This window comes from Mucilaginibacter sp. R-33 (genome assembly GCF_049949235.1).
Taxonomy (GTDB): Bacteria; Bacteroidota; Bacteroidia; order Sphingobacteriales; family Sphingobacteriaceae; genus Mucilaginibacter.
The window spans coordinates 1,241,022-1,260,851 of record NZ_CP188089.1 but is presented as its reverse complement, the minus strand read 5'-3'; the positions used below and the strand labels follow the sequence as shown (position 1 = coordinate 1,260,851).

At 41.3% G+C, this 19,830-nt stretch carries 22 protein-coding genes; 5 read left to right on the top strand and 17 right to left on the bottom strand.

The features are described 5' to 3' along the window. Window positions 1-284 precede the first annotated feature (284 nt). From ACP26M_RS05525 to ACP26M_RS05495, 7 genes are all read right to left on the bottom strand, one after another. Complete coding sequence (locus ACP26M_RS05525; RefSeq protein ID WP_090527040.1) at window positions 285-806, bottom strand: tetratricopeptide repeat protein; 522 nt, start codon at window positions 804-806, stop codon at window positions 285-287. A 342-nt stretch (window positions 807-1,148) separates the two neighbouring features. Beyond that, complete coding sequence (locus ACP26M_RS05520) at window positions 1,149-1,394, bottom strand: hypothetical protein (RefSeq protein WP_091162656.1); 246 nt, start codon at window positions 1,392-1,394, stop codon at window positions 1,149-1,151. 34 nt (window positions 1,395-1,428) lie between these two features. After that, window positions 1,429-2,178 carry an ABC transporter ATP-binding protein gene (locus ACP26M_RS05515; protein WP_426586898.1) on the bottom strand — a complete coding sequence of 250 codons (750 nt, stop codon included), beginning with the start codon at window positions 2,176-2,178 and terminating at the stop codon, window positions 1,429-1,431. Then, window positions 2,175-3,044, bottom strand: coding sequence for an ABC transporter permease (locus ACP26M_RS05510; protein WP_426586896.1), 870 nt, complete (start codon window positions 3,042-3,044; stop codon window positions 2,175-2,177). Before ACP26M_RS05510 ends, ACP26M_RS05515 begins: the two co-directional genes overlap by 4 nt. Then, entirely contained in the window at window positions 3,045-4,019 is a 975-nt protein-coding gene (locus ACP26M_RS05505) for an ABC transporter substrate-binding protein (RefSeq protein ID WP_426586894.1), read from the bottom strand. Window positions 4,020-4,267: 248 nt separating this feature from the next. Beyond that, window positions 4,268-4,912 carry an HAD family hydrolase gene (locus ACP26M_RS05500; protein WP_426586892.1) on the bottom strand — a complete coding sequence of 215 codons (645 nt, stop codon included), beginning with the start codon at window positions 4,910-4,912 and terminating at the stop codon, window positions 4,268-4,270. A gap of 71 nt (window positions 4,913-4,983) precedes the next feature. After that, window positions 4,984-5,154, bottom strand: a complete 171-nt coding sequence (locus ACP26M_RS05495; RefSeq protein WP_426586890.1) for a hypothetical protein — start codon at window positions 5,152-5,154, stop codon at window positions 4,984-4,986. Between the two features lie 241 nt (window positions 5,155-5,395). Here ACP26M_RS05495 and ACP26M_RS05490 point away from each other — a divergent pair, with 241 nt between their 5' ends. Then, window positions 5,396-5,698: a hypothetical protein gene (locus ACP26M_RS05490; RefSeq protein WP_426586888.1), complete on the top strand. Its 303-nt coding sequence runs from the start codon at window positions 5,396-5,398 to the stop codon at window positions 5,696-5,698. Between the two features lie 79 nt (window positions 5,699-5,777). On the opposite strand, the gene ACP26M_RS05485 is transcribed toward ACP26M_RS05490, so the two are convergent. From ACP26M_RS05485 to ACP26M_RS05465, 5 genes are all read right to left on the bottom strand, one after another. Next, entirely contained in the window at window positions 5,778-5,930 is a 153-nt protein-coding gene (locus ACP26M_RS05485) for a hypothetical protein (protein WP_426586886.1), read from the bottom strand. Window positions 5,931-6,095: 165 nt separating this feature from the next. Then, window positions 6,096-6,503 (bottom strand): DUF983 domain-containing protein, encoded by a 408-nt coding sequence (locus ACP26M_RS05480; protein ID WP_091162649.1) that lies wholly within the window; start codon window positions 6,501-6,503, stop codon window positions 6,096-6,098. A 4-nt stretch (window positions 6,504-6,507) separates the two neighbouring features. Continuing rightward, window positions 6,508-7,392 (bottom strand): helix-turn-helix domain-containing protein, encoded by an 885-nt coding sequence (locus ACP26M_RS05475; protein WP_426586884.1) that lies wholly within the window; start codon window positions 7,390-7,392, stop codon window positions 6,508-6,510. A gap of 90 nt (window positions 7,393-7,482) precedes the next feature. Then, window positions 7,483-9,240 (bottom strand): ATP-binding protein, encoded by a 1,758-nt coding sequence (locus ACP26M_RS05470; RefSeq protein ID WP_426586882.1) that lies wholly within the window; start codon window positions 9,238-9,240, stop codon window positions 7,483-7,485. A gap of 275 nt (window positions 9,241-9,515) precedes the next feature. Beyond that, window positions 9,516-10,466, bottom strand: coding sequence for an aldo/keto reductase (locus ACP26M_RS05465; protein ID WP_426586880.1), 951 nt, complete (start codon window positions 10,464-10,466; stop codon window positions 9,516-9,518). A 183-nt stretch (window positions 10,467-10,649) separates the two neighbouring features. Here ACP26M_RS05465 and hscA point away from each other — a divergent pair, with 183 nt between their 5' ends. Then, complete coding sequence (gene hscA, locus ACP26M_RS05460; protein WP_426586878.1) at window positions 10,650-12,506, top strand: Fe-S protein assembly chaperone HscA; 1,857 nt, start codon at window positions 10,650-10,652, stop codon at window positions 12,504-12,506. A 38-nt stretch (window positions 12,507-12,544) separates the two neighbouring features. Next, on the top strand, window positions 12,545-13,537 hold the full coding sequence (locus ACP26M_RS05455; protein WP_426586876.1) for a hypothetical protein: 993 nt from the start codon (window positions 12,545-12,547) through the stop codon (window positions 13,535-13,537). Between the two features lie 145 nt (window positions 13,538-13,682). On the opposite strand, the gene ACP26M_RS05450 is transcribed toward ACP26M_RS05455, so the two are convergent. After that, window positions 13,683-13,970, bottom strand: coding sequence for a hypothetical protein (locus ACP26M_RS05450; protein WP_321558443.1), 288 nt, complete (start codon window positions 13,968-13,970; stop codon window positions 13,683-13,685). Between the two features lie 111 nt (window positions 13,971-14,081). Here ACP26M_RS05450 and ACP26M_RS05445 point away from each other — a divergent pair, with 111 nt between their 5' ends. Further along, complete coding sequence (locus ACP26M_RS05445) at window positions 14,082-15,224, top strand: tetratricopeptide repeat protein (protein WP_426586874.1); 1,143 nt, start codon at window positions 14,082-14,084, stop codon at window positions 15,222-15,224. On the opposite strand, the gene ACP26M_RS05440 is transcribed toward ACP26M_RS05445, so the two are convergent. Beyond that, window positions 15,221-15,805, bottom strand: coding sequence for a riboflavin synthase (locus ACP26M_RS05440; protein ID WP_176627476.1), 585 nt, complete (start codon window positions 15,803-15,805; stop codon window positions 15,221-15,223). The genes ACP26M_RS05445 and ACP26M_RS05440 overlap by 4 nt on opposite strands. 86 nt (window positions 15,806-15,891) lie before the next feature. Further along, entirely contained in the window at window positions 15,892-16,392 is a 501-nt protein-coding gene (locus tag ACP26M_RS05435; RefSeq protein WP_426586871.1) for an SRPBCC family protein, read from the bottom strand. Window positions 16,393-16,477: 85 nt separating this feature from the next. Between ACP26M_RS05435 and ACP26M_RS05430 the strand changes: the two genes are divergently transcribed. Then, window positions 16,478-16,939 (top strand): NUDIX domain-containing protein, encoded by a 462-nt coding sequence (locus ACP26M_RS05430; protein WP_426586869.1) that lies wholly within the window; start codon window positions 16,478-16,480, stop codon window positions 16,937-16,939. On the opposite strand, the gene accC is transcribed toward ACP26M_RS05430, so the two are convergent. Then, window positions 16,936-18,420 carry an acetyl-CoA carboxylase biotin carboxylase subunit gene (gene accC / locus ACP26M_RS05425; RefSeq protein WP_426586867.1) on the bottom strand — a complete coding sequence of 495 codons (1,485 nt, stop codon included), beginning with the start codon at window positions 18,418-18,420 and terminating at the stop codon, window positions 16,936-16,938. The genes ACP26M_RS05430 and accC overlap by 4 nt on opposite strands. Window positions 18,421-19,017: 597 nt before the next feature. Continuing rightward, window positions 19,018-19,491: a c-type cytochrome gene (locus ACP26M_RS05420; protein WP_426586865.1), complete on the bottom strand. Its 474-nt coding sequence runs from the start codon at window positions 19,489-19,491 to the stop codon at window positions 19,018-19,020. Window positions 19,492-19,830 lie beyond the last annotated feature (339 nt).

The following is a 19,830-nucleotide window of genomic DNA, read 5'->3' as shown; positions in this document are numbered from 1 at the left end:
GGAAAACAATCACAGCTATAACTGCGAGTAATAACAATTGCTTCACTAAATATTTAGGCATGGCTAAATCACGATTAAGATGTAAAGAGGACAATTTAATTATTACAATGCAATTTACAGCCTCTGCACATTTTTCACAAAAATTGTGTCTTTATTGTATAACAGCAACTTACGACAATAGCTTATCTTTAAACATACGTTATTAATTATGATTTTTTTCTAACGAACAAGCCCCTTTATTAGGGGCTTATTCGTTAAGTATCCAATTAAACAGCTATTTAAGTTTATTCTGTAATGAAATAGAGGTAAGCCTGTTTTTGCTTCATTTTTGAGCGTACGCGTTTAAAACTATCTTCAATGTCTTTACGCTCGTCTTTTTCGGTCACTTCCATAAAGGCTTCCTGGTAATAACCTAAGGATTTATTCCAGTCCTTTTGCTTTTCATAAAATAAACCAAGCAGCTCAAAGGTGCGGGCCTTGTTCACTCCCGGTGTGGTTAAAGCCTGGGCCGAAATGGTTGAAACCAGCTTATCCATTCCCAGGAATACTACCAGGTCAAGATAATGGGTATAATTATCCGGAAAAGATGGCTCCAGCTCCATACAGGTTTTAAAATGATAACCTGCGGTTTGGTAATCCTGGATCTTGTAATAGTAGATCATCCCCAACTGGTAATGTGCCCTTGCAAAAAATGGCTCATCTGTAATGATCTGGTTTAATATGTTTAAGCCCTTAGGTGTCTCTCCGAACGATAGTTCATCAACAGCCTGGAGGTACTTTTCTTCTATTGAATAATAATTGTCCATATAAAATTTCAAATTCAGTTAAGCTTACGTTTATGTAAGGCTTAATGTTATACTAATGTGGTAAATGCAGGATCGGTTCGGGTGCTTCAAAAGCACTACACCGGAGTAGAGAAGAGAATTATCGACACAAAACCCTTCTGCTGTGACACCATGGGCCACATTATTGTTGAGCAGATTGATTTATTAAACAGCATCGGTTTGTACTTTATGAATACAAACTTACAATTATTGAACGAGAAAAGCAAGAGAGGAAGTGTTCATGCACAGCCCAATACCCTGTGCATGAGGTTTATTGACTTTATATGACTTGAAAAAGCAATGTGAAAAAATAGCAGCCTAAAATCAAGCTGCTATTGCGTTTTGTTTAACTGCCTCAATCAGGAAGTTGTTTTTTAATTCTTTTTCAGAGATCATGACGCTGAAATCATCAAACTTAACGCCGTGTTCAAGCGGGTAAAGTACATAGCCGCGTTTAAGGGCATCATATGCGCCAAGTTCAAATATTTCGTCGTGCTTTTTGCCTTTTATTTTAGCACCGCTTACTAACTGGTAAGCGTCGGATATGGTTTCAAAATTATTATTTTTCATAGTACGGGTAGCTGTACAATTACTTTGCCAATTTTTATGCAAACCAGTCGAACAAGTCGCTTTGTTTTAAAGAAGCTTTGCTCGCGCCAGATAAGTCGTTAATAATCAACCCCTCGCCCATTTGTATTATTCGTGTACCATAATTAAAAGCGTCCCTTAAATTATGCGTGATGAATACAGCCGTCAGGTTAAAATCACGGATCAGTGTATCAGCCGTCCGCATTACTACATCGGCCGAACGTGGGTCGAGGGCTGCCGTGGGTTCATCGAGCAGTAAAACCTTGCAACTGTCCATTACGCTCATCAACAGGGTAAGCGCCTGCCGTTGTCCTCCGGATAAGGTACCCATCGGCTGGTCTATCTTATCCTGCAAGCCCATACTAAGGCCGGCTACTTTTTCCTGCACCTGTTTTTTAAAAAAATCGTTTACCCCAACGGATAAACCTTTTCTTTTTGTGCGGAGCGAAGCCAACCGAAAATTATCTAAAATACTAAGATCTGGCGCAGTACCACTCAAAGGGTTTTGGAATACCCTCGCGATCCATTGACTGCGTTTATAATCAGGCAGTTTGGTTACATCGACGCCATCAATGCTTATTGCACCCTTATCAGGCAATACACTGCCGGCAATTAAATTAAGCAAGGTGGTTTTGCCTGAGCCATTCGAACCAACGATCACCAAAAACTCACCGCTTTGTATCTCCAGCATAACGCCATTAACCGCGTTTACCTGGTTAGCCTTACCTTTATTAAATATCTTATGTATGTCGGTTATCGTTATCATGATGATCTTAATAAAGATAAACGCGGCAGGCTTACAATTACCAGCACAAAACCGGCAGTTACTATTTTAAGTAATTTAGGATCGACACCTACCGAAAGGGTAACCGCCAATACCAGCTGAAATATCACCGCCCCTGCTAATACCAATACCAGGCTTAACCATACCGAGGTAAGTTTAAACCAATTGATCAATGTTTCGGCTATGATCACCGATCCTAACCCTACTATTACAATTCCAATGCCCATGCTGATATCTGCAAAACCCTGGAACTGGGCTACCAGGTAACCGCTCAAAGCCGTGAGCGCGTTGGCCAAAGCCAGCCCGGTGATTTTCATCCTGTCGGTATTTACACCTAACGAACGAATCATTGATTCACTGTTACCTGTAGCCCGCATGGCTATACCAAAATCGGTTTTGAGCAGGTAGCCGATCAAAAAAGTGATCACGATAACAAAAATGGCCAGGATCCAGAATGTATTTTGATTGGGATCGCCCACAATATTTACTATAGTAAATAACGAAGGCAAATTGATAAGCGGTAAATTCGACCGGCCTAAAACAGTAAGGTTAACCGAGTAAAGTGCTGTCATGACCAGGATGCCGGCCAGCAGTGCATTAATCTTTAATTTGGTATGGATAATACCGGTAAGCGCGCCCGCTGTTCCTCCTGCCAAAATAACGGCAGGTAAAATAACATAGGTGGGCTGATGATTGGTCAACAATACAGCAGTTACCACACCACCAAGCGTATAAGTGCCATCGGTAGTGATATCCGGAATATTAAAGATCTTCATGGATATATAGATCCCCAGCGCTATGGCCGAAAAGCATAGGCCTTGCAGTAAAGCGGTAAGGTAAAAATCCATTTATTTTACAGGCTCAAAATTTGGCGGAATGGTAATATTGTATTTTTTAGCAGCAGCCGGGTTATATACCCTCTTTCTGATCTTTACCATTTCAGGCTGCAGGCCATCGGTTTTATGGGTTTTAAGAAATTGGGCTGCCTGCTCCCCTGCCTGGTATCCCCATTGATAAATATCAGCCCCAAAAGCAGCTACGGCGCCTCGTTGCACTAAGCCTGCTTCGCTTGTAAAAATCGGGATGTTTTTTTGATTACAGTTTTTCAGGATGGTTTCAAAAGATGCAAAAACGGTATTATCCGGATTAGCAAAAAAGGCGTCGATGTTTTTACTTAGCAGCGACTGCGTAACCAACTGCGCATCGGCAGATGTATTTAACGGAAGCGCTACAATATCAACATTCAAGCCCGCGGCCAATGTTTTAATACGGGTTAAGGCATCTGCCGATTGCGGTTCCGACTGGTTATAGATCATCCCGATAACCAGCTTCGCGCCTTTGGGCTTAAGCAGCTTGGGGATGATACTGAACGAAGTATCAATATAATTAAGATCCTCTACCGCGCCAAAAAGGTTGGCAGGAGCTTTACCGTTGGCATCAACAACCTTCATACGTTCGGCAGTTGGCGATACCATAGCAAAAACCGGGATATATTTTGTTTTTTGAAGCGCCGTTACGGTTGACAGCGTTGTACACGTTGCCAGCAGGTTAACACTATCAGTAACAAAGTGGTTAACTATCTGTGTAAGCGTTGGGATATCGCCCTGGGCATTGCTGTACTCAATCTGCACGGTTTTCTTTTCTTCGCTGAAACCATTTTTGCTCAGGGCATCTGTAAAACCTTTACGGGCCTGAGATATGGTGGCATCTTCAAAAGCATCAACAAAACCAACTACAGGCACCTGCATTGATTTGGTTTTGGGTTTACAGGATACAAAAAAAACAAGTAATATGGCTACCGGCAGATATTTGATAAACTTCATTTTACTAAATTAACTTTTTAGCAGTAAAGCTGAAAGTACAAAGGCAAAAGCCGAAAATTGTTTTACAATAGGATTATCATTATACGAAAGCTTACAGCGGAACGCACAAAGCCAAAAGCCAACGATCCGATTACCAAGTCGTTTAATTATATATAATACTTGATAGCATGTATATTATTGACTGCATTACCTTTCCAGGCAATTGGCCTAACAACTATTCAAACCCAATGTGATAAAAACACATAAGTTTAAAGCAGCTCTTTAAGCTCGGCAAAGTTACTGATGGTTGCTACCATGCCATCGGGTACAACGCCAAAACCATAATTTGCAAAAATAAAAGGTACACCGGCTTGCTTGGCGGCATTATAATCACCCATGGTATCACCTACGTAAACCGGGGCTTTCAATTGGTGATCGTTAACCACATCTTTGATATTATCGGCCTTAGGGTTTCCTTTTGTGCCAAAGCACTGGTGTCCAAGAAAATGACCATGCAATTGGTTCAGATCCAAAAACAGTTCGATGTAACCATTTTGGCAATTGCTTACAATATAAAGCTTATAGTTTGCGGCAAGATATTTAAGCGTTTCTTCTAACCCGGGGTACAGCTCCCCTCCTTTGGTATGTAATATTTCCAGCTCACTTACAGCACAAAGTGATTGTACTTCTTTACGTTGCTCTGCATTAAGCTCAGGGAATAATTTATCAAAAATGGCGTCATAGGTCATCCCTGTGATCGAACGCACACGTTCCTGCGTCATTTCCTCTTTAATATATTCTACCTTACTGATAGCCGCCTGCCATGCAAGGGCCACATTAGCGGTACTATCCCAAAGGGTACCATCAAGATCAAAAATTATGCTGTCGTATTTGTTTTTAAGCGAGTTATTCATATCGCCGGCAAAAATAAGTTTTTTTACCCCTGCCGGCTATCACATTGATGTTAATTTATAAAGGAAAATGGTCATTGCGCAGCAATTACCATTTTCAAATTATTGAAAGTATCGGCAATATAAACTTTTCCTGCGTCAACAGCCAGCCCGTAAGGAACCGAAAAGCTTGCTTTGGAACTCTTTCCATCTGCCAGGTCCCGAAAAGACCGTACCTGCAATTGCCGAAACATTATCGAATGCATCAACACCCGTTATGAAGCGACCACAAGGTAAAAGGTTTTAATTTTTTTTAAAGAAATATCAACGTTATATCAAATTTTCTTTCTACATTTAACTATTCACCTGTGTCTATTAAAAATTGCGTAAAACTACGTACGCAAAACGGTGAAATCCCTGATTACTTTTTATATAGCGTTGGTTATTTTTGGAGCATAATATGTTTCTGAACATCCGGAGGCATCTTTTAAAACTTATACCTTGCTTATGAAATTATTTTACCATTTTCTTGTTTTGGTTGCAGCATCTCTAATTTTGGTAGCTTGTGCCAATATGTTTGCCTCAACACCCGAAAAAAAATTCGACAAACCTGCGCAACGCAGCGGCATCTACTTAGGCAAAGATTCATTGTATAATTCAGAAATAAACACCCGGCTCACATTCTCGGATTCTTATTACTATGATGTTTTAAACCGATATGCGATCGGCAGCCACCAGGCCTGGCACAAAATCAATAACAATTTATTTTTTGCTGCAAATTACCTGGGCCTTAACCCAATCGAAAAGTAATTTAGTTTAATAGTTAGTTAATTAGTTAGAAACAGTTGTAAACAGTCGCCGCAAAACGCTCCGACTGTTTTTTTTATGATCAGAATTTGGGAAATGAGCCCAGGCCAAAAAATATCGCGAATAAAGGAATAGCCAGCAAAAAGTATGCTTTTGCCAATTGCTTGTCATCGGCATTCCCTACTACAAATACATTATATAGATCGGCTTTCAGTGATTTAAGTTTCGCTTTCATGATAATAGATTTTAAGTGATTATAAATAGCTTAATTTCAAATACTTATTTAATTTATATAAATCAAGCTTGTTATTATTATGACTGTAGCTGCAGGTTTTGGTTTAAATGAAAATGCCCTTAATTTTTCAATCAAGGGCATCTGTATGTATCTCAGTCAATTAAATTATTTCGTTTTATCCTCGCTCATCTCCGGATGATAATGTAAGCCCGGTGTAAGCCAGTGCAAAAGCATCACTCTTGAATACCTGAAATTAAATGGCGCTAAAACTACCGCTACACCTAAAATAATAGTTACATACAACCAGGGGTTACTGCTACCTGTTAAAACGCTGATAGCAACTGCCAGTGTAACCATCTCGGCAACGTTAAGCGCGTAGCTGGCAAACATCGCCACATAAAAATAGCCTGGTTCACGCTCATACACCAGGCCGCAGTGTGAACACGTTTTATGCATCTCCTGTCCTTTAAATTCATACATGCCGGTAGCAAACAGGTCGCCGCGCCTGCAACGCGGACATTTGGCGTTTACAAAGGCAGACCAGGCGGATAATTTATATTTAGGGGTTTCCATAATGTTATGATTTATTGTTTAAGGTTTTTTTTCTGAACTCTTCGGGGGTAATGCCCTCAATTTTTTTAAAGAACTTGGTAAAATAGGAGTTATCGCTAAAATTAAGGTTAAAAGCAATCTCGCTGATATTAAGCTTCGGATTAGTTAATAGTCTTTTTGCTTCAAGCAAAGTACGGTTACGGATCACCTCTCCTGCCGACAGGCCAAGTACATCTTTACATACCGCGTTTAAATGATTGGGGGTGATATAAAGCAGTTCTGCATAATCTTTAGGGAGCTTCACATCGATATAATGCTGCTCAATCAGTTTTTGAAAGTTGCGGATCAGGGTTTGATTATAACCCTGTTTCCCGAAGTTATCAGCCTTTCCCCCGCAACGGCTTATGAGGATAAATATCTGCAGCATAAGTAGTTTAACCATATCGCTGCCTAAAGCGGCCGGTTTTTCAACCTCGGCTAATATTTTCTCAAAAAGGGAAATTATCACCGATAACTGATCTGCTGGTAAATCAATCACTTCATCCTTCGGGTTACCGTTCAAAAAGAAAAAATTGTCAAAATACCCCGACCGCAATAAAAACGATTGGATAAAGGAGCTTGAAAAGTTAATAATATAACCATCGATAAAACCTTCAAAATCCCATGAATGCACCTGACCAGGAATCATAAAGTAAATCTGACCCGGTTTTACCTCAAAGCTTTCAAAATCTATGGTATGCGAACCACCACCATCAGTAAACAATACCAGGTGGTAAAACGAGTGGCGGTGCGGAAAGAAAAGGTTTTTGTGGGCATCCAGGTAAGGCGCAAACCTGCTGATCAGGACCTCATCCTGCTTTATATCATCGGCAAGTGTGCAAATATCAATTGTTGGAATGCTTTGTAACATATTACAAAACTACACACAATACTATCTTCCTTAATGGTACTATTTTTATTTTGTATGGTACTAATCAACGATTGACAAATTTTTGATAAATCAAGTCCATTTTTGGATGATATCTTCCAAACGCTCAAAAGTAAAAGGTTTACTTACAAAATCTTTCATACCGGCCTGGGTGCATTCACGCTCATTTTCGCTAAGCACATTGGCTGTCATGGCAATAATAGGCGGAGCGCCTTCACCATGCTTGGTTAATATATGGCGGGTAGCCTGTAAACCATCCATTTCGGGCATTTGAATGTCCATAAATATCAAATCGTAGTTACACTGCTCAACCATATTTACAGCGGCCAATCCGTTTTCGGCAATATCAATATTATAACCAACCTTTTTAAAAATCTTACTGGCTATCAACTGGTTCATTTTATTATCCTCCGCTAATAAAATGCGTAACGGACGGTATTGAAAAGCTTCCTTTTCATCTTGCTGCATCTCCGGTTCGGTAATGCCATGCGTAACATGTAAGGGCAAGGTAAAGCTAAATAATGAACCCTGGGCTTCCTTACTTTCTACCCAGATCCTGCCGTGCATCATCTCTACAAGTTTTTTGCAGATGGATAAGCCCAGCCCCGTGCCGCCGTATTTGCGCAAAGCTGTAGTATTTACCTGCGTAAATGGTTTAAATAACTGTGCTAATGCCTCTTCACTTATCCCAATACCATCATCTTTGATACTAAAGGTTATGTCCTGGACGTTGCTCCTGATCTCAGATGCCGTGACGCGTAAACTTACCGAACCTTCGTCGGTAAACTTAATGGCATTTCCGATCAAATTAACCAGGATTTGCTGAAGCCTGCCCTCATCTGCAATTACATAATTTGCCACATTAGCATCAACATCATAGGTTAAGCTTAGGGCTTTGTGAAGGGAAGTAATGGCCGGTTCGGTAATTTCAATAACTGTTTTTATGCAGTTACGCAAATGCGTTGAAACCGGGTGAAGGACCAGTTTATCGGCTTCGATCTTTGAAATATCAAGAATATCACTAATGATGTTGATCAATAAATTACTGCTCGATTGCAAAGTTTGAAGCAGTTCCTGCTGCTCGGGCTGTAAATTAGTACGTGATAGCAATTGGGCGGTACCGATGATACCGTTAAGAGGTGTGCGAATTTCGTGGCTCATATTGGCCAGAAAGTTCGATTTGGCAAACGTAGCCGCCTCAGCCTGGTCACGTGAGGCCGAAAGCTCAATTTGTGAAGCTTGTAACTCTTCACTTTTACGAACCAGGTCACACTTATCGGTTTCGTGACTTTTTTTAATAAAACCTACAAGCAGCCCAACAGTCAATATGTTTACTACAGCCGAAGTGATGAGGTCAGATTCCTTTGACGCGGTACTATCATAAGCCTGTACTAAACCCGGAAAACGTTTTTCAATAGAGTAGCACCCTAAAAATATAGCTATTAGCGCGCCAATAAAAATATAATGGTATCGCTTTTTTACAAGCAGGGTTATAAGTACAATAAAAAAAACTCCCGAAAGCGTTGTTGATCCCGTGATACCGCCATTGTAAAACCAGCCCGGAATAATTGCGGCCAACCCTAAGCAAATGTAAATGAGGGTTGCATCCTCTTTGTACTTTACGAACCTGCTCCTGTAAAAAGCCCAGCCCGACATCAGTATCACAAAAAGCTCCACAAGCTCAAGCTTATAACTTAAGCCTAAAAACAAATTGCAGATTAGCGAAAAAACGCTGCTGACACAAATGAATAATGAGAGCGCATTAAACAGCTTATTCTCCAGCGACAAATCAGGCATCCCGTAGCCAATAATCCGCTTCAGCTTTTCCATTTAAAATAAAAAATTAATTAGAGAGAACTCTTTATACTCAAAAACAGGGAGTTCGGTTTAGTAAATAAACTATTTTTTAGGAAATATTTAAAACTTTAGTGTTTAAAAAAGTAAAAAACAGGATATTATTGTTTAATAATTAATTTAAAAAATCAATGTAATTATTAAGTAATCCAAAGTAAGTGATTGGAATGCTAATCAGGCAACTAAAAGCAAACAGCGCAGCTTTCATTTAAAAAGCGCGCTGTTATATATAGTGAAATATAAATTAATATTTAATAAACACTGGCGATATTCAGCATTTCAATAGCTTCATTATTTAATTTCAAAGCAGCTGATTCCACAAGATCATTAAGCTGCTCCAAACTGGTGGCACTAACAATAGGTGCTGTAATACCGGGCCTCGCAATTAACCACGCCAGTGCAATTGCCGACTGACTGGTTTGATACTGCCCGGCAAGGTCGTCCAGGGCTTTTAATATCCTGTAGCCTCTTTGGTTAAGATATTTCTTAACCATCCCCGCGCGGCTGCTTCCCTTCAGGTCGGCTTCCGAACGGTATTTGCCGCTTAAAAAACCGCTGGCCAACGAAAAATAACTGATCACCCCAAGGTTTTGCTCTTTAATAAAGGGCTCGTAAGTGGTTTCATATTTTTCCCTGTCGAACAGGTTATATTCGGGCTGAAGCGTTTGATAAGCTATCAGGCCTTCTTCAATACTCGTTTTGAGCGACTCATGCAAACGTTCGACAGACATATTGGAAGTACCTATAGCCCTCACCTTACCATCCTGCACCAGTTGATCATAAGCACGCAGGGTTTCTTCAACCGGGGTTGAGGGATCGTCGTAATGGGTTTGATACAAATCAATGTAATCGGTTTGCAAGCGCTTTAATGAAGCCTCGGCCGATTTAATAATGTAATCCTTTTTAAGCCCTTTGCTGCCCGAATCCATTTCGGCGCCTACTTTAGTGGCTATAACTACTTTATCGCGTTTGCCGCTTTGCCTAAGCCAGTTACCAATTTCGGTTTCCGATTCGCCGCCTTTATTGCCCTCGACCCAGCGCGAATAAACATCAGCGGTATCGATAGTGTTAAAACCGGCATCTACAAATGCATCCAATAAAAAGGCTGTATCTTTACCTTTAACAGTCCACCCAAACACATTTCCGCCAAAAACCAATGGCGCTGTTGATATGCCGGATGCTCCTAATTCACGATTTTTCATAATAATTTATTTAGGGTATTACAGGGATAAAGCGGCGTTAAGCGTATTTGTTTGTCAGTATAATGAAATAAAGGCTCAACCTGCGATGATGTTACAAAACGCACAAAACTTAACAAATTAGAGATTGAGAAGACATATCCTCAGCCAAAACTAAGTACATTTGCGCTTTGTTAACTTAATATAATGGCTAAAGTTTCTATCAACCTGGCAACAGGCTCATTGCAAAAAGAAGAGATCATTGTAGGCATCGATCTGGGTACCACCAACTCGCTGGTAGCATTCATTAATCCTGATAAAAACCCGCAGGTAATTAATGATGCCGGTAAAGGTGTACTGGTTCCATCTGTAGTTCATTTTGGCGATGCCGGCGATGTGCTGGTTGGTAATGAGGCAAAAGAGTTCCTGATAACCGATCCGCAAAACACCATATTTTCGGTTAAACGCTTGCTTGGCCGCAGTTACCACGATATTGAAAACTACAAAGACTTTTTTAGCTATAAAGTAATTGACGACGATACCGAAAGCCTGGTTAAGATCAAAGTAGGCGATAAATTTTACACCCCTATCGAGCTATCGGCCCAGATATTGAAAGAACTTAAGGCACGCGCCGAACATGCTCTTAAAACCCCGGTTAACCGTGCTGTGATCACTGTTCCGGCATATTTTAATGATTCGCAGCGCCAGGCCACCCGTGATGCGGGCAAACTTGCCGGGCTTGACGTGTTGCGGATAGTTAACGAACCTACTGCCGCAAGTTTGGCTTATGGGATAGGCCTCAACCCCGAAGAAACTAAAATTATAGCGGTTTATGACCTTGGAGGCGGTACGTTTGATGTATCCATACTGCAAATTCAAAACGGCATTTTTGAGGTATTATCTACCAATGGCGATACCTTTTTAGGTGGTGATGATTTTGACCGCATTATAGTTGATTACTGGATTGAGAAAAACCAGCTTAATAAAGCCGAAGTCCTTGCAAATAATGAGCTGGCCCAGCAACTACGCTTAAAGGCCGAAGAAGCTAAAAAAGCCTTCGCGCACCAAAGCCTGGTTAATGATAAAATAGGCGATATCTGGTGTACACTTGACCGTACTACTTTTGAAGAACTGATATTACCAAAAGTACAGCAAACCATTACCAGCTGCCGAAACGCGCTTAAGGATGCTAAACTAACTATCGATCAGATTGATGAAGTGGTTATGGTTGGCGGCTCAACCCGTACGGCATTGGTTAAACGTATGGTTGCTGAGTTTTTTGGTCGCCCGGTGCATGATGATGTGAACCCTGATGAAGTAGTTGCTTTAGGCGCCGCCATACAGGCCGATATTTTAGCAGGCAACCGTAAAGATATTTTACTATTAGATGTTACCCCCTTATCCTTAGGTATTGAAACTATGGGCGGCCTGATGGATGTTATTATTCCCCGTAATTCCAAGGTGCCAACCAAGGGGGGCAGGCAATATACGACATCAATAGACGGACAGGTAAACATGAAAATTGCCGTTTACCAGGGCGAGCGCGACCTGATCAAAGAAAACCGTAAACTGGCCGAATTTGATTTAAAAGGCATCCCTTCCATGCCTGCAGGTTTCCCTAAAGTTGATATTAACTTTTTATTGAATGCCGACGGCATCCTAACCATACAGGCCATCGAACTACGTTCGGGCGTAAAGCAGGAGGTTGAAGTAAAACCAACCTATGGCATTACCGACGAACAGGTGGAACAAATGCTGATGGACAGCATTACCCACGCCAAAGATGATGTAAATCAGCGGATGCTTATTGAGGCGCGCACTGAAGGCGAACAAATGGTTTATACCGTTGAACGCTTCCTGCAAAAAAATGCTGATTATGTTTCGGTTACAGAAATTGCCGATACTACCAAACTTGTTCAGAAACTGAAAGAGGCCCTCACCAGCGGCGATAAAGACCTGATACTAAAAACAATTGATGAGCTTAATGAGTTTACCCGTCCGTTTGCCGAACGGTTAATGGACGAGGCTATAAGCACCGCCATGAAGGGTAAAAGTATAGAATAGGCACAGATATTGCTGGTCAACCCAAAAAATCTTAAAATTTGAAAAGGACAATTTCTGCTTTAGCCCTGTTTATTTTTATTGCCGTTGCTAATACGGCATGTTCTACAACCCGCAAACATTTTCGGGATACCTCTGCAAAAACATCAATGCTGGATACTTTAAAGTACGATTCGTTGATGAAAAAACTGGCCAACGGCGACAAAAGCGGACGCTGGCCTGTGAAAACGAAAGACTATCCCCTACCCGGCGCTATTTTACCATTTAACCGCATTGTGGCTTTTTACGGTAACCTTTATTCAAAAAATATGGGCGTGCTTGGTCAATACCCACGCAAAACCATGCTTAATAAATTAAAGGAAGAGGTAAAAAACTGGGAAAAGGCTGATACAGCTACTAATGTGGTACCTGCTTTACATTACATCTGCGTAACAGCCCAGGCCGATGCCGGGCGCAATGGTCTGCATAACCTGCGGATGCCTTTTAAACAGATAGACACAGTTTTAAGTTGGGCAAAAAGCATCAACGCACTTGTATTTTTAGATATACAGGTTGGCTTCAGCACCGTACAAACGGAGTTACCTTTATTAGAAAAATACATGAAGATGCCAAACGTTCATTTAGGCATCGACCCGGAATTTTCTATGAAAGAAGGCAGTGTACCCGGCAAACGTATAGGCACCTTTGACGCCGAAGATATTAACTACGTAACCGGCTATCTGGCCAAACTGGTAAAAAAGAATGACCTCCCACCCAAAATATTTGTGGTACACCGGTTTACCAAACGCATGGTGACCAATTACAAAGACATTAAACTAAGGCCCGAAGTACAGGTAGTGATGGACATGGATGGCTGGGGCGGCCCCGAACTAAAAAAAGGCACCTACAAATATTTTATTTCTGAAGAACCTGTGCAGTTCACCGGCTTTAAGCTTTTTTATAAAAACGACTTAAAGAACGAGCCACATAGAATGCTAACTCCAAAAGAGATATTGAGTTTAAAGCCTGCTCCTATTTATATCCAGTACCAGTAATAAAATATTATTAAAATGTCATTGCTGTGTACGAAGCAATCCCCGATTGGCAGAGCCACTCTGTACAGTTTGGGATTGCTTCGTTCCTCGCAATGGCGCTTCCGTACTACGTTTTATTAGGCGTTTTTAAAGCTTCTTTTATAACTTATTTCCCTAAAGCCTCCTGTTCTTTCAGGGCGGCTATATTGTTGCTGTCACTATAGCTTGCGGTTTGATTGGCGAAGTCCTCAAGGATAGCTGCGATAGTATCCAGGTTTTCTGATACGCGTTGGTGCATATCGGGCAGGTCCTTTTCAAGGCGTTTATCACCAAGGTCAATATTATCAACTTCTATTTTAGTCAGCTTAGTGATGATAGCCTGCTGGCTATTCTTCAGGTCTTCCAGTTCATGGACAATTTTTTCCATCAGTCCAAATTTCTTTAACTTATCCATAATGTGTGGTTTTAAGTATCACTTTATATTTTAACCACATCAATAAAAAATTGTTTCAGATTTGGAATTAACACCTATAACTAATAACTTAGTTTAACTAAATATTTAGTTATGAAAAGCCTATTTATACTCCTAATCCTTACCTTATCAGTATTGCAATTAAGGGCTCAGCAAGCGGCAAACGATTCGCTCCTGCTTGATTATTATCAAAATCAGCGTTTTGCTGATGCGGCAGATTACCTCAAAAAAATATATCCCGAGCCCGTTACCGATGTTAAAGTGTTAGCTAAACTCGCCTACACCTCAAAAATGGCTTCCCGCCTACCCGATGCCGAAACTTATTACCAGCGCATTTACGCTACGGATACCACCAGCCTAACTAACTTGTATAACATGAGCGAGATCATTAAAAGGCGCGGTAATAATAAAAAAGCGATCGTGTTTGTAAAGAAGATCCTGTTGAAAGATACCACCAACTTTGATGTGTATAAGCAACTGGCAGACCTGTCGCAAAATTTAAGCGATATAGAGGGGAGCATTGTATATCTGCAAAAAGCCAATAAGATCAATCCGCTTAACCCTGATGTTGCGTACGACTTATCTTCCTTTTATATCAACCTTAAATTATATGGTAATGCCGAAAGCGTGATTGACAAAGCCCTTGTTGCCGACACAGCCAACCTGCTGCTGTTGAAAGGCAAAGCCCAGGCATCATATGCCTTAAAAAAATATCCGGTAACTATTGCTATTACAAAAAAACTAATGGATGCAGGTGAGCAGGCCGGCAGCATTGTATCTATGCTGGCCACTTCTTATTATATGACCGGCAACTATCCTGATTGTATTAAAATTTTTAAAACATTGGAAGACAGCAATACCGGCACCGAAGCTTCATATTATTATACAGCCATGAGCTACAAAGCCCTGCACAATAACTCAAAAGCGATAACTTATCTGGATAAGGCCATTGAAGAGGCTATATCTACAGGGGTGAGTTCCTATTACAGTGAAAAAGGTGATTCGTACGACAGGCTGCACCAGCTTAAAAATGCAGTTCAAGCTTACCAGAAAAGCTTGCTTTATAAACCGGACCCTATTACCTATTATGCCCTTGCAACCTTGTATGATACCGAACTGAAGAATAAGGCAACAGCCATTAAGTACTATAAAAAGTACCTGGCAAGCAAGCCAAAAGAGTCACAAAAAACTTATATCGCTTACTCCAAACAGCGCATTAAATCATTGGGGATTTAGCGTTGCATCAAGCGGGCAACGTATTTGCCTATGATATCGAACTCAAGGTTAACCTGGCTGCCAACTTGCACATTGTGCAGGTTGGTATGCTCAAATGTATATGGAATAATTGCTACAGAAAAGCTGTTGGCATGCGAATTAACTACGGTAAGGCTGATACCATTAACACAGATAGATCCTTTTTCAACCGTTACATTACCACTTGCCGCATCATATTCAAAGGTATATTCCCAACTGCCGTCGAGTTCTTTAAATGCAGTACAAACAGCCACCTGGTCAACATGGCCCTGAACAATGTGGCCATCGAGCCGGGCGTTCATTTGCATGCAGCGTTCCAGGTTTACCGGGTCGCCAACTTTGAGCTGCGACAGATTGGTTTTATTTAAGGTTTCTTCAATTGCGGTTACCACGTGCAAACCATCGGCTAAAGCTACCACCGTAAGGCACACACCATTGTGCGCTACCGATTGATCAATCTTGAGCTCATGTGATATAGCTGATTCGACCGTAATATTGAGGTTGCCTTTTTCCTGCTGCAGATCGGTGATCTTACCTAAAGTTTCTATAATTCCTGTAAACATATGCTTCCCGGCCCGTTGGAAGGGCTATTTTGATTGGCACCAAAGCTATAATATTTTATAGTATGGTTTGTCAGCAGTAAATGAAATTATTTGAAACTCGAGAACAGGTCTTTACGCTTATTACGAAGGTCTTTGCCGCCCTCCAATACCGATTTCAGATTGGCCAGATAAAATGTCCAGCCAAGCTGGCATTGCACATAAAGATTTTTTTCGGGATTGGCTTCTTCCGGAATATTTTCCTGTACCAGTTCAACAATAACAACCTCCAATTTGTAAGTTATGGAAACGCTGACAATGCTGCCTCCGGTAAAAGTAAATTTAATAAAATCACTTCCGTTAGCTTCTAATACCTGCCCATTCTCAACTGTGGTATCATCATATCCATGCCAATACCAGGTGTAAGTATCTTCCTTTTTGATAAACTCCTGCGGTTCGCGCTGACGGCCGGCTATGGCAAAAAAATCGGCCTTGCGCAAAAACCAGGTTTCCAGGCCTTCGGGAGTACCCCAGGCTTCATACACACTGCGTACGTCCGTATCAATATCAGCCGTTACCTTAAATTTGCTCCATCTGTCGTCTGCCATCATAAAATTGTCTATCGGTATGGATGTTTGTAATCAAAAATAACAATTATAATTAAGGCTTTCATTAACTTGCCTTTAAATCTTAAACATGCCAAAGCAAAGCGCCGGGATCTTATTGTACCGCAAATCAGCGAAGGGTTTACAGGTATTTCTTGTACATCCGGGCGGGCCGTTCTTTAAAAACAAGGATGAAGGCTCATGGTCGGTGCCCAAAGGTGAATATCTTCCCGATGAAGATCCCCTCATGGCGGCAAAACGTGAATTTCAGGAAGAAACCGGATCTGAAATAGCTGGAAATTTAATAGCGTTGAACCCGATCAAACAAAAAGGCGGCAAAACGGTACTGGCCTGGGCTGTTGAGGGCAGTATTGATCAGGGAAATATCAAAAGCAATACATTTGAAATAGAATGGCCGCCGCGTTCAGGCAAAAAACAAACTTTTGATGAAATTGATCGTGCCGAATGGTTTGATATAGCGACAGCAAAAATAAAGATCAACCCTGCTCAGGCAGCTTTGATAGATGAACTGGCCGCGATCAACAATCATTAAATCTGCTTCCTGTTCTTGATCCAGTTGCTTGGATTAGCCCCCGCTGCCGGGGCTGCAATTGAAACCTTTTTTTTGCTCAACAGCTGTTCCATTACCATTGCTGCTACTATAGCTTCATCCTCGCGACTTTCCAGCAGCACCTCGGGCGAAAAATATTTTTTTACAAAATGGGTATCAAAATTGCCAGAGGTAAAAGCTTCGTGCTGCATTACAAAACGGCCGAAACCGAGGGTGGTAGTAATACCGGTGATTTGATACTCATCTATAGCCCTTATCATCCGCTCAATTGCTTCAGCGCGGGTATCTGCAAAGGTTATCAGCTTGGCTATCATCGGGTCGTAGTAAATGGGAATCTCCATGCCTTGCTCAAACCCATCGTCAACCCGTACGCCGGGCCCTTTGGGTGTTATATAAGTTTGCAATGTACCAATATCGGGCAGGAAATTATTAGCCGGATCTTCTGCATAAATACGCAGTTCGACTGCATGACCATGAATCTTCAGATCTTCCTGTTTAAAAGTGATAGCCCCGCCCCTTGCTATTTTGATTTGCTCCTTTACCAGGTCAATGCCGGTTATCAGTTCAGTTACGGGGTGCTCAACCTGTAAACGGGTATTCATTTCCAGGAAGTAAAAATTAAACCCTTCATCCATGATAAATTCAACCGTACCTGCACCTGTATAATTTACAGACCGGGCTACATCAACTGCACAACGCCCCATCTTTTCCCTGATCTCGGGTGTTAATATTGCCGATGGCGCCTCCTCAACTACTTTTTGATGGCGGCGCTGTACCGAGCAATCCCGCTCAAACAGGTGCACAATATTACCATGCGTATCGCCAAGTACCTGAATCTCGATGTGTTTAGGGGACGAGACATAGCGCTCGATGAAAACAGAGCCGTCGCCAAAAGCTGAGGTAGCTTCAGATACCGCTAACTGCATCTGCTCTTCAAAGTCTGCCGGGCTTTCAACAATGCGCATCCCTTTACCCCCGCCGCCCGCAGCCGCTTTGATCAATATTGGAAAACCTACCTCAATAGCTCGTTTCTTAGCTTCGTTAACATCAGTAATGGCTTCCTCCGTTCCGGGTACCATCGGTATATTATACCTGAGTGCCGCAGCTTTGGCCGATAACTTGTTACCCATTACTTCCATGGCCTCGGGAGAAGGGCCAATAAGAATCAGTCCCGAATCCTTAACCAGCCGGGCAAAACCGGCATTTTCGCTCAAAAACCCATATCCCGGGTGGATACCTTCGGCCCCGGTTTCCTTACATGCAGCTATGATCTTTTCCCCAACAAGATAGGATTGACTGGATGGAGCTTCTCCGATATTTACAGCTTCATCGGCATAGCGCACGTGCAGGGCGTCCCGATCTGCATGTGAATAAACCGCAACGGTTTTAATACCCATTTCGCGCGCCGAGCGCATAATTCGTAAAGCTATTTCACCACGGTTGGCAACCAGTATTTTCTGCATAAAACAAATGTAATTGATTTACGCAAAAAGATACTATATGCCCAATGCTTATAAAAACGATTGAAGTATTATTTGGGGGCCCACCTGTAGGTTTTACGGGAGCACTTATAACAGATATATTTTTTAAAGGGTAAACCCAACAATAAAAATTTCGCAAGGCTGCTCCGTTTGATACGGCTTAACCGGTTTTTGCAATTCCGGCAAAATAAATCGCCGGAATTTGTTGAGATATTAGCTTGCTCCTGTGGCTTAATCCGAAACTCAGCAGTCATTTATTAATTATGATAATATTAAAGGTTACAATAATTAATCCCCGGTTTCATAAATCAACATTGCAAATTTGATCACAACCAACCAGCAATGCCTAAACAAAACCAAAGAATCTTTATCGTGCACAAACATAGTTACCAAGCATGAATTTTTCATGAATACAGTTTGAAGCTATCTGTCAAAAAGAATAAATATTCAACAGATAAATACAAAATCTTTAACCTAATTTTTACTTTGCGGGTAAACACTTCTGATAATAACCACTATAAAACAAAAATGCCCCTGGGATTACCAAAGGCATTTAATTTATAATAATACACTTGTTAATTATGGTTTAGTTGGCGCAGGGCTGCCCTGAGCAGGACCCGCAGGCGGACCACCCGGACCTTTTCCGTCAGGTACCATAACCTCTGGATGAGCTGTACCACGGTGACAGGTATTGCAGTTAACACCACTTTGCATGATCATGCCTAAAGAATCTTTTTTGGCATGAAAATACTTCTGGTTAATTTTGTTCATCATTTTATACATATCGCGCGCCATTGCTTTTTCGGGCTTAGCATCGCTTGCCCAATCCATCTTTTTAGTTTCTTCATTACGGGCATGGCAAAAGTTGCAATGTACACCTAATGAATGCTCCCACTCTTCCATAACCTTGTGCAGGTTCTCGCCCGAAATGTTTTTAGGCAAAACTTTAAGGTTTTTAAAACCTTCGTCCTGCGGTTTAATGTTGGTCATAGCGCCAAACACTACTATGGATAGCAGACCGAGTGTAACTAATAATTTTTTGTTAACAGGCATAATTGTCATGTTTAAGTCATCTAAATTAACTTATAGATTTTAATGTTGCAACCTTTTCATGCAAATGATTGAATTATTCACGGTAACTTCATCATTACAGAAGCATGTTTCCCGAAAGTCTTATGCTTGGCCGGACTACACATTGCTGCCGACATTGTTAAGAAGCTAAGTATTTTACGAATAGCTCAAGGTCCCTCCACCAGTTGAAGTTTACCCACAAAATTGCTGTCGTTTAAACAGCAATCGTAGTGTTTTGCCACTGTGGGGCAAAGGGTATTCTATAACTTTACGAGCTACAAACCTTTTGCACCTCTGGTGCATCTGTTCTTGGGCAATTAA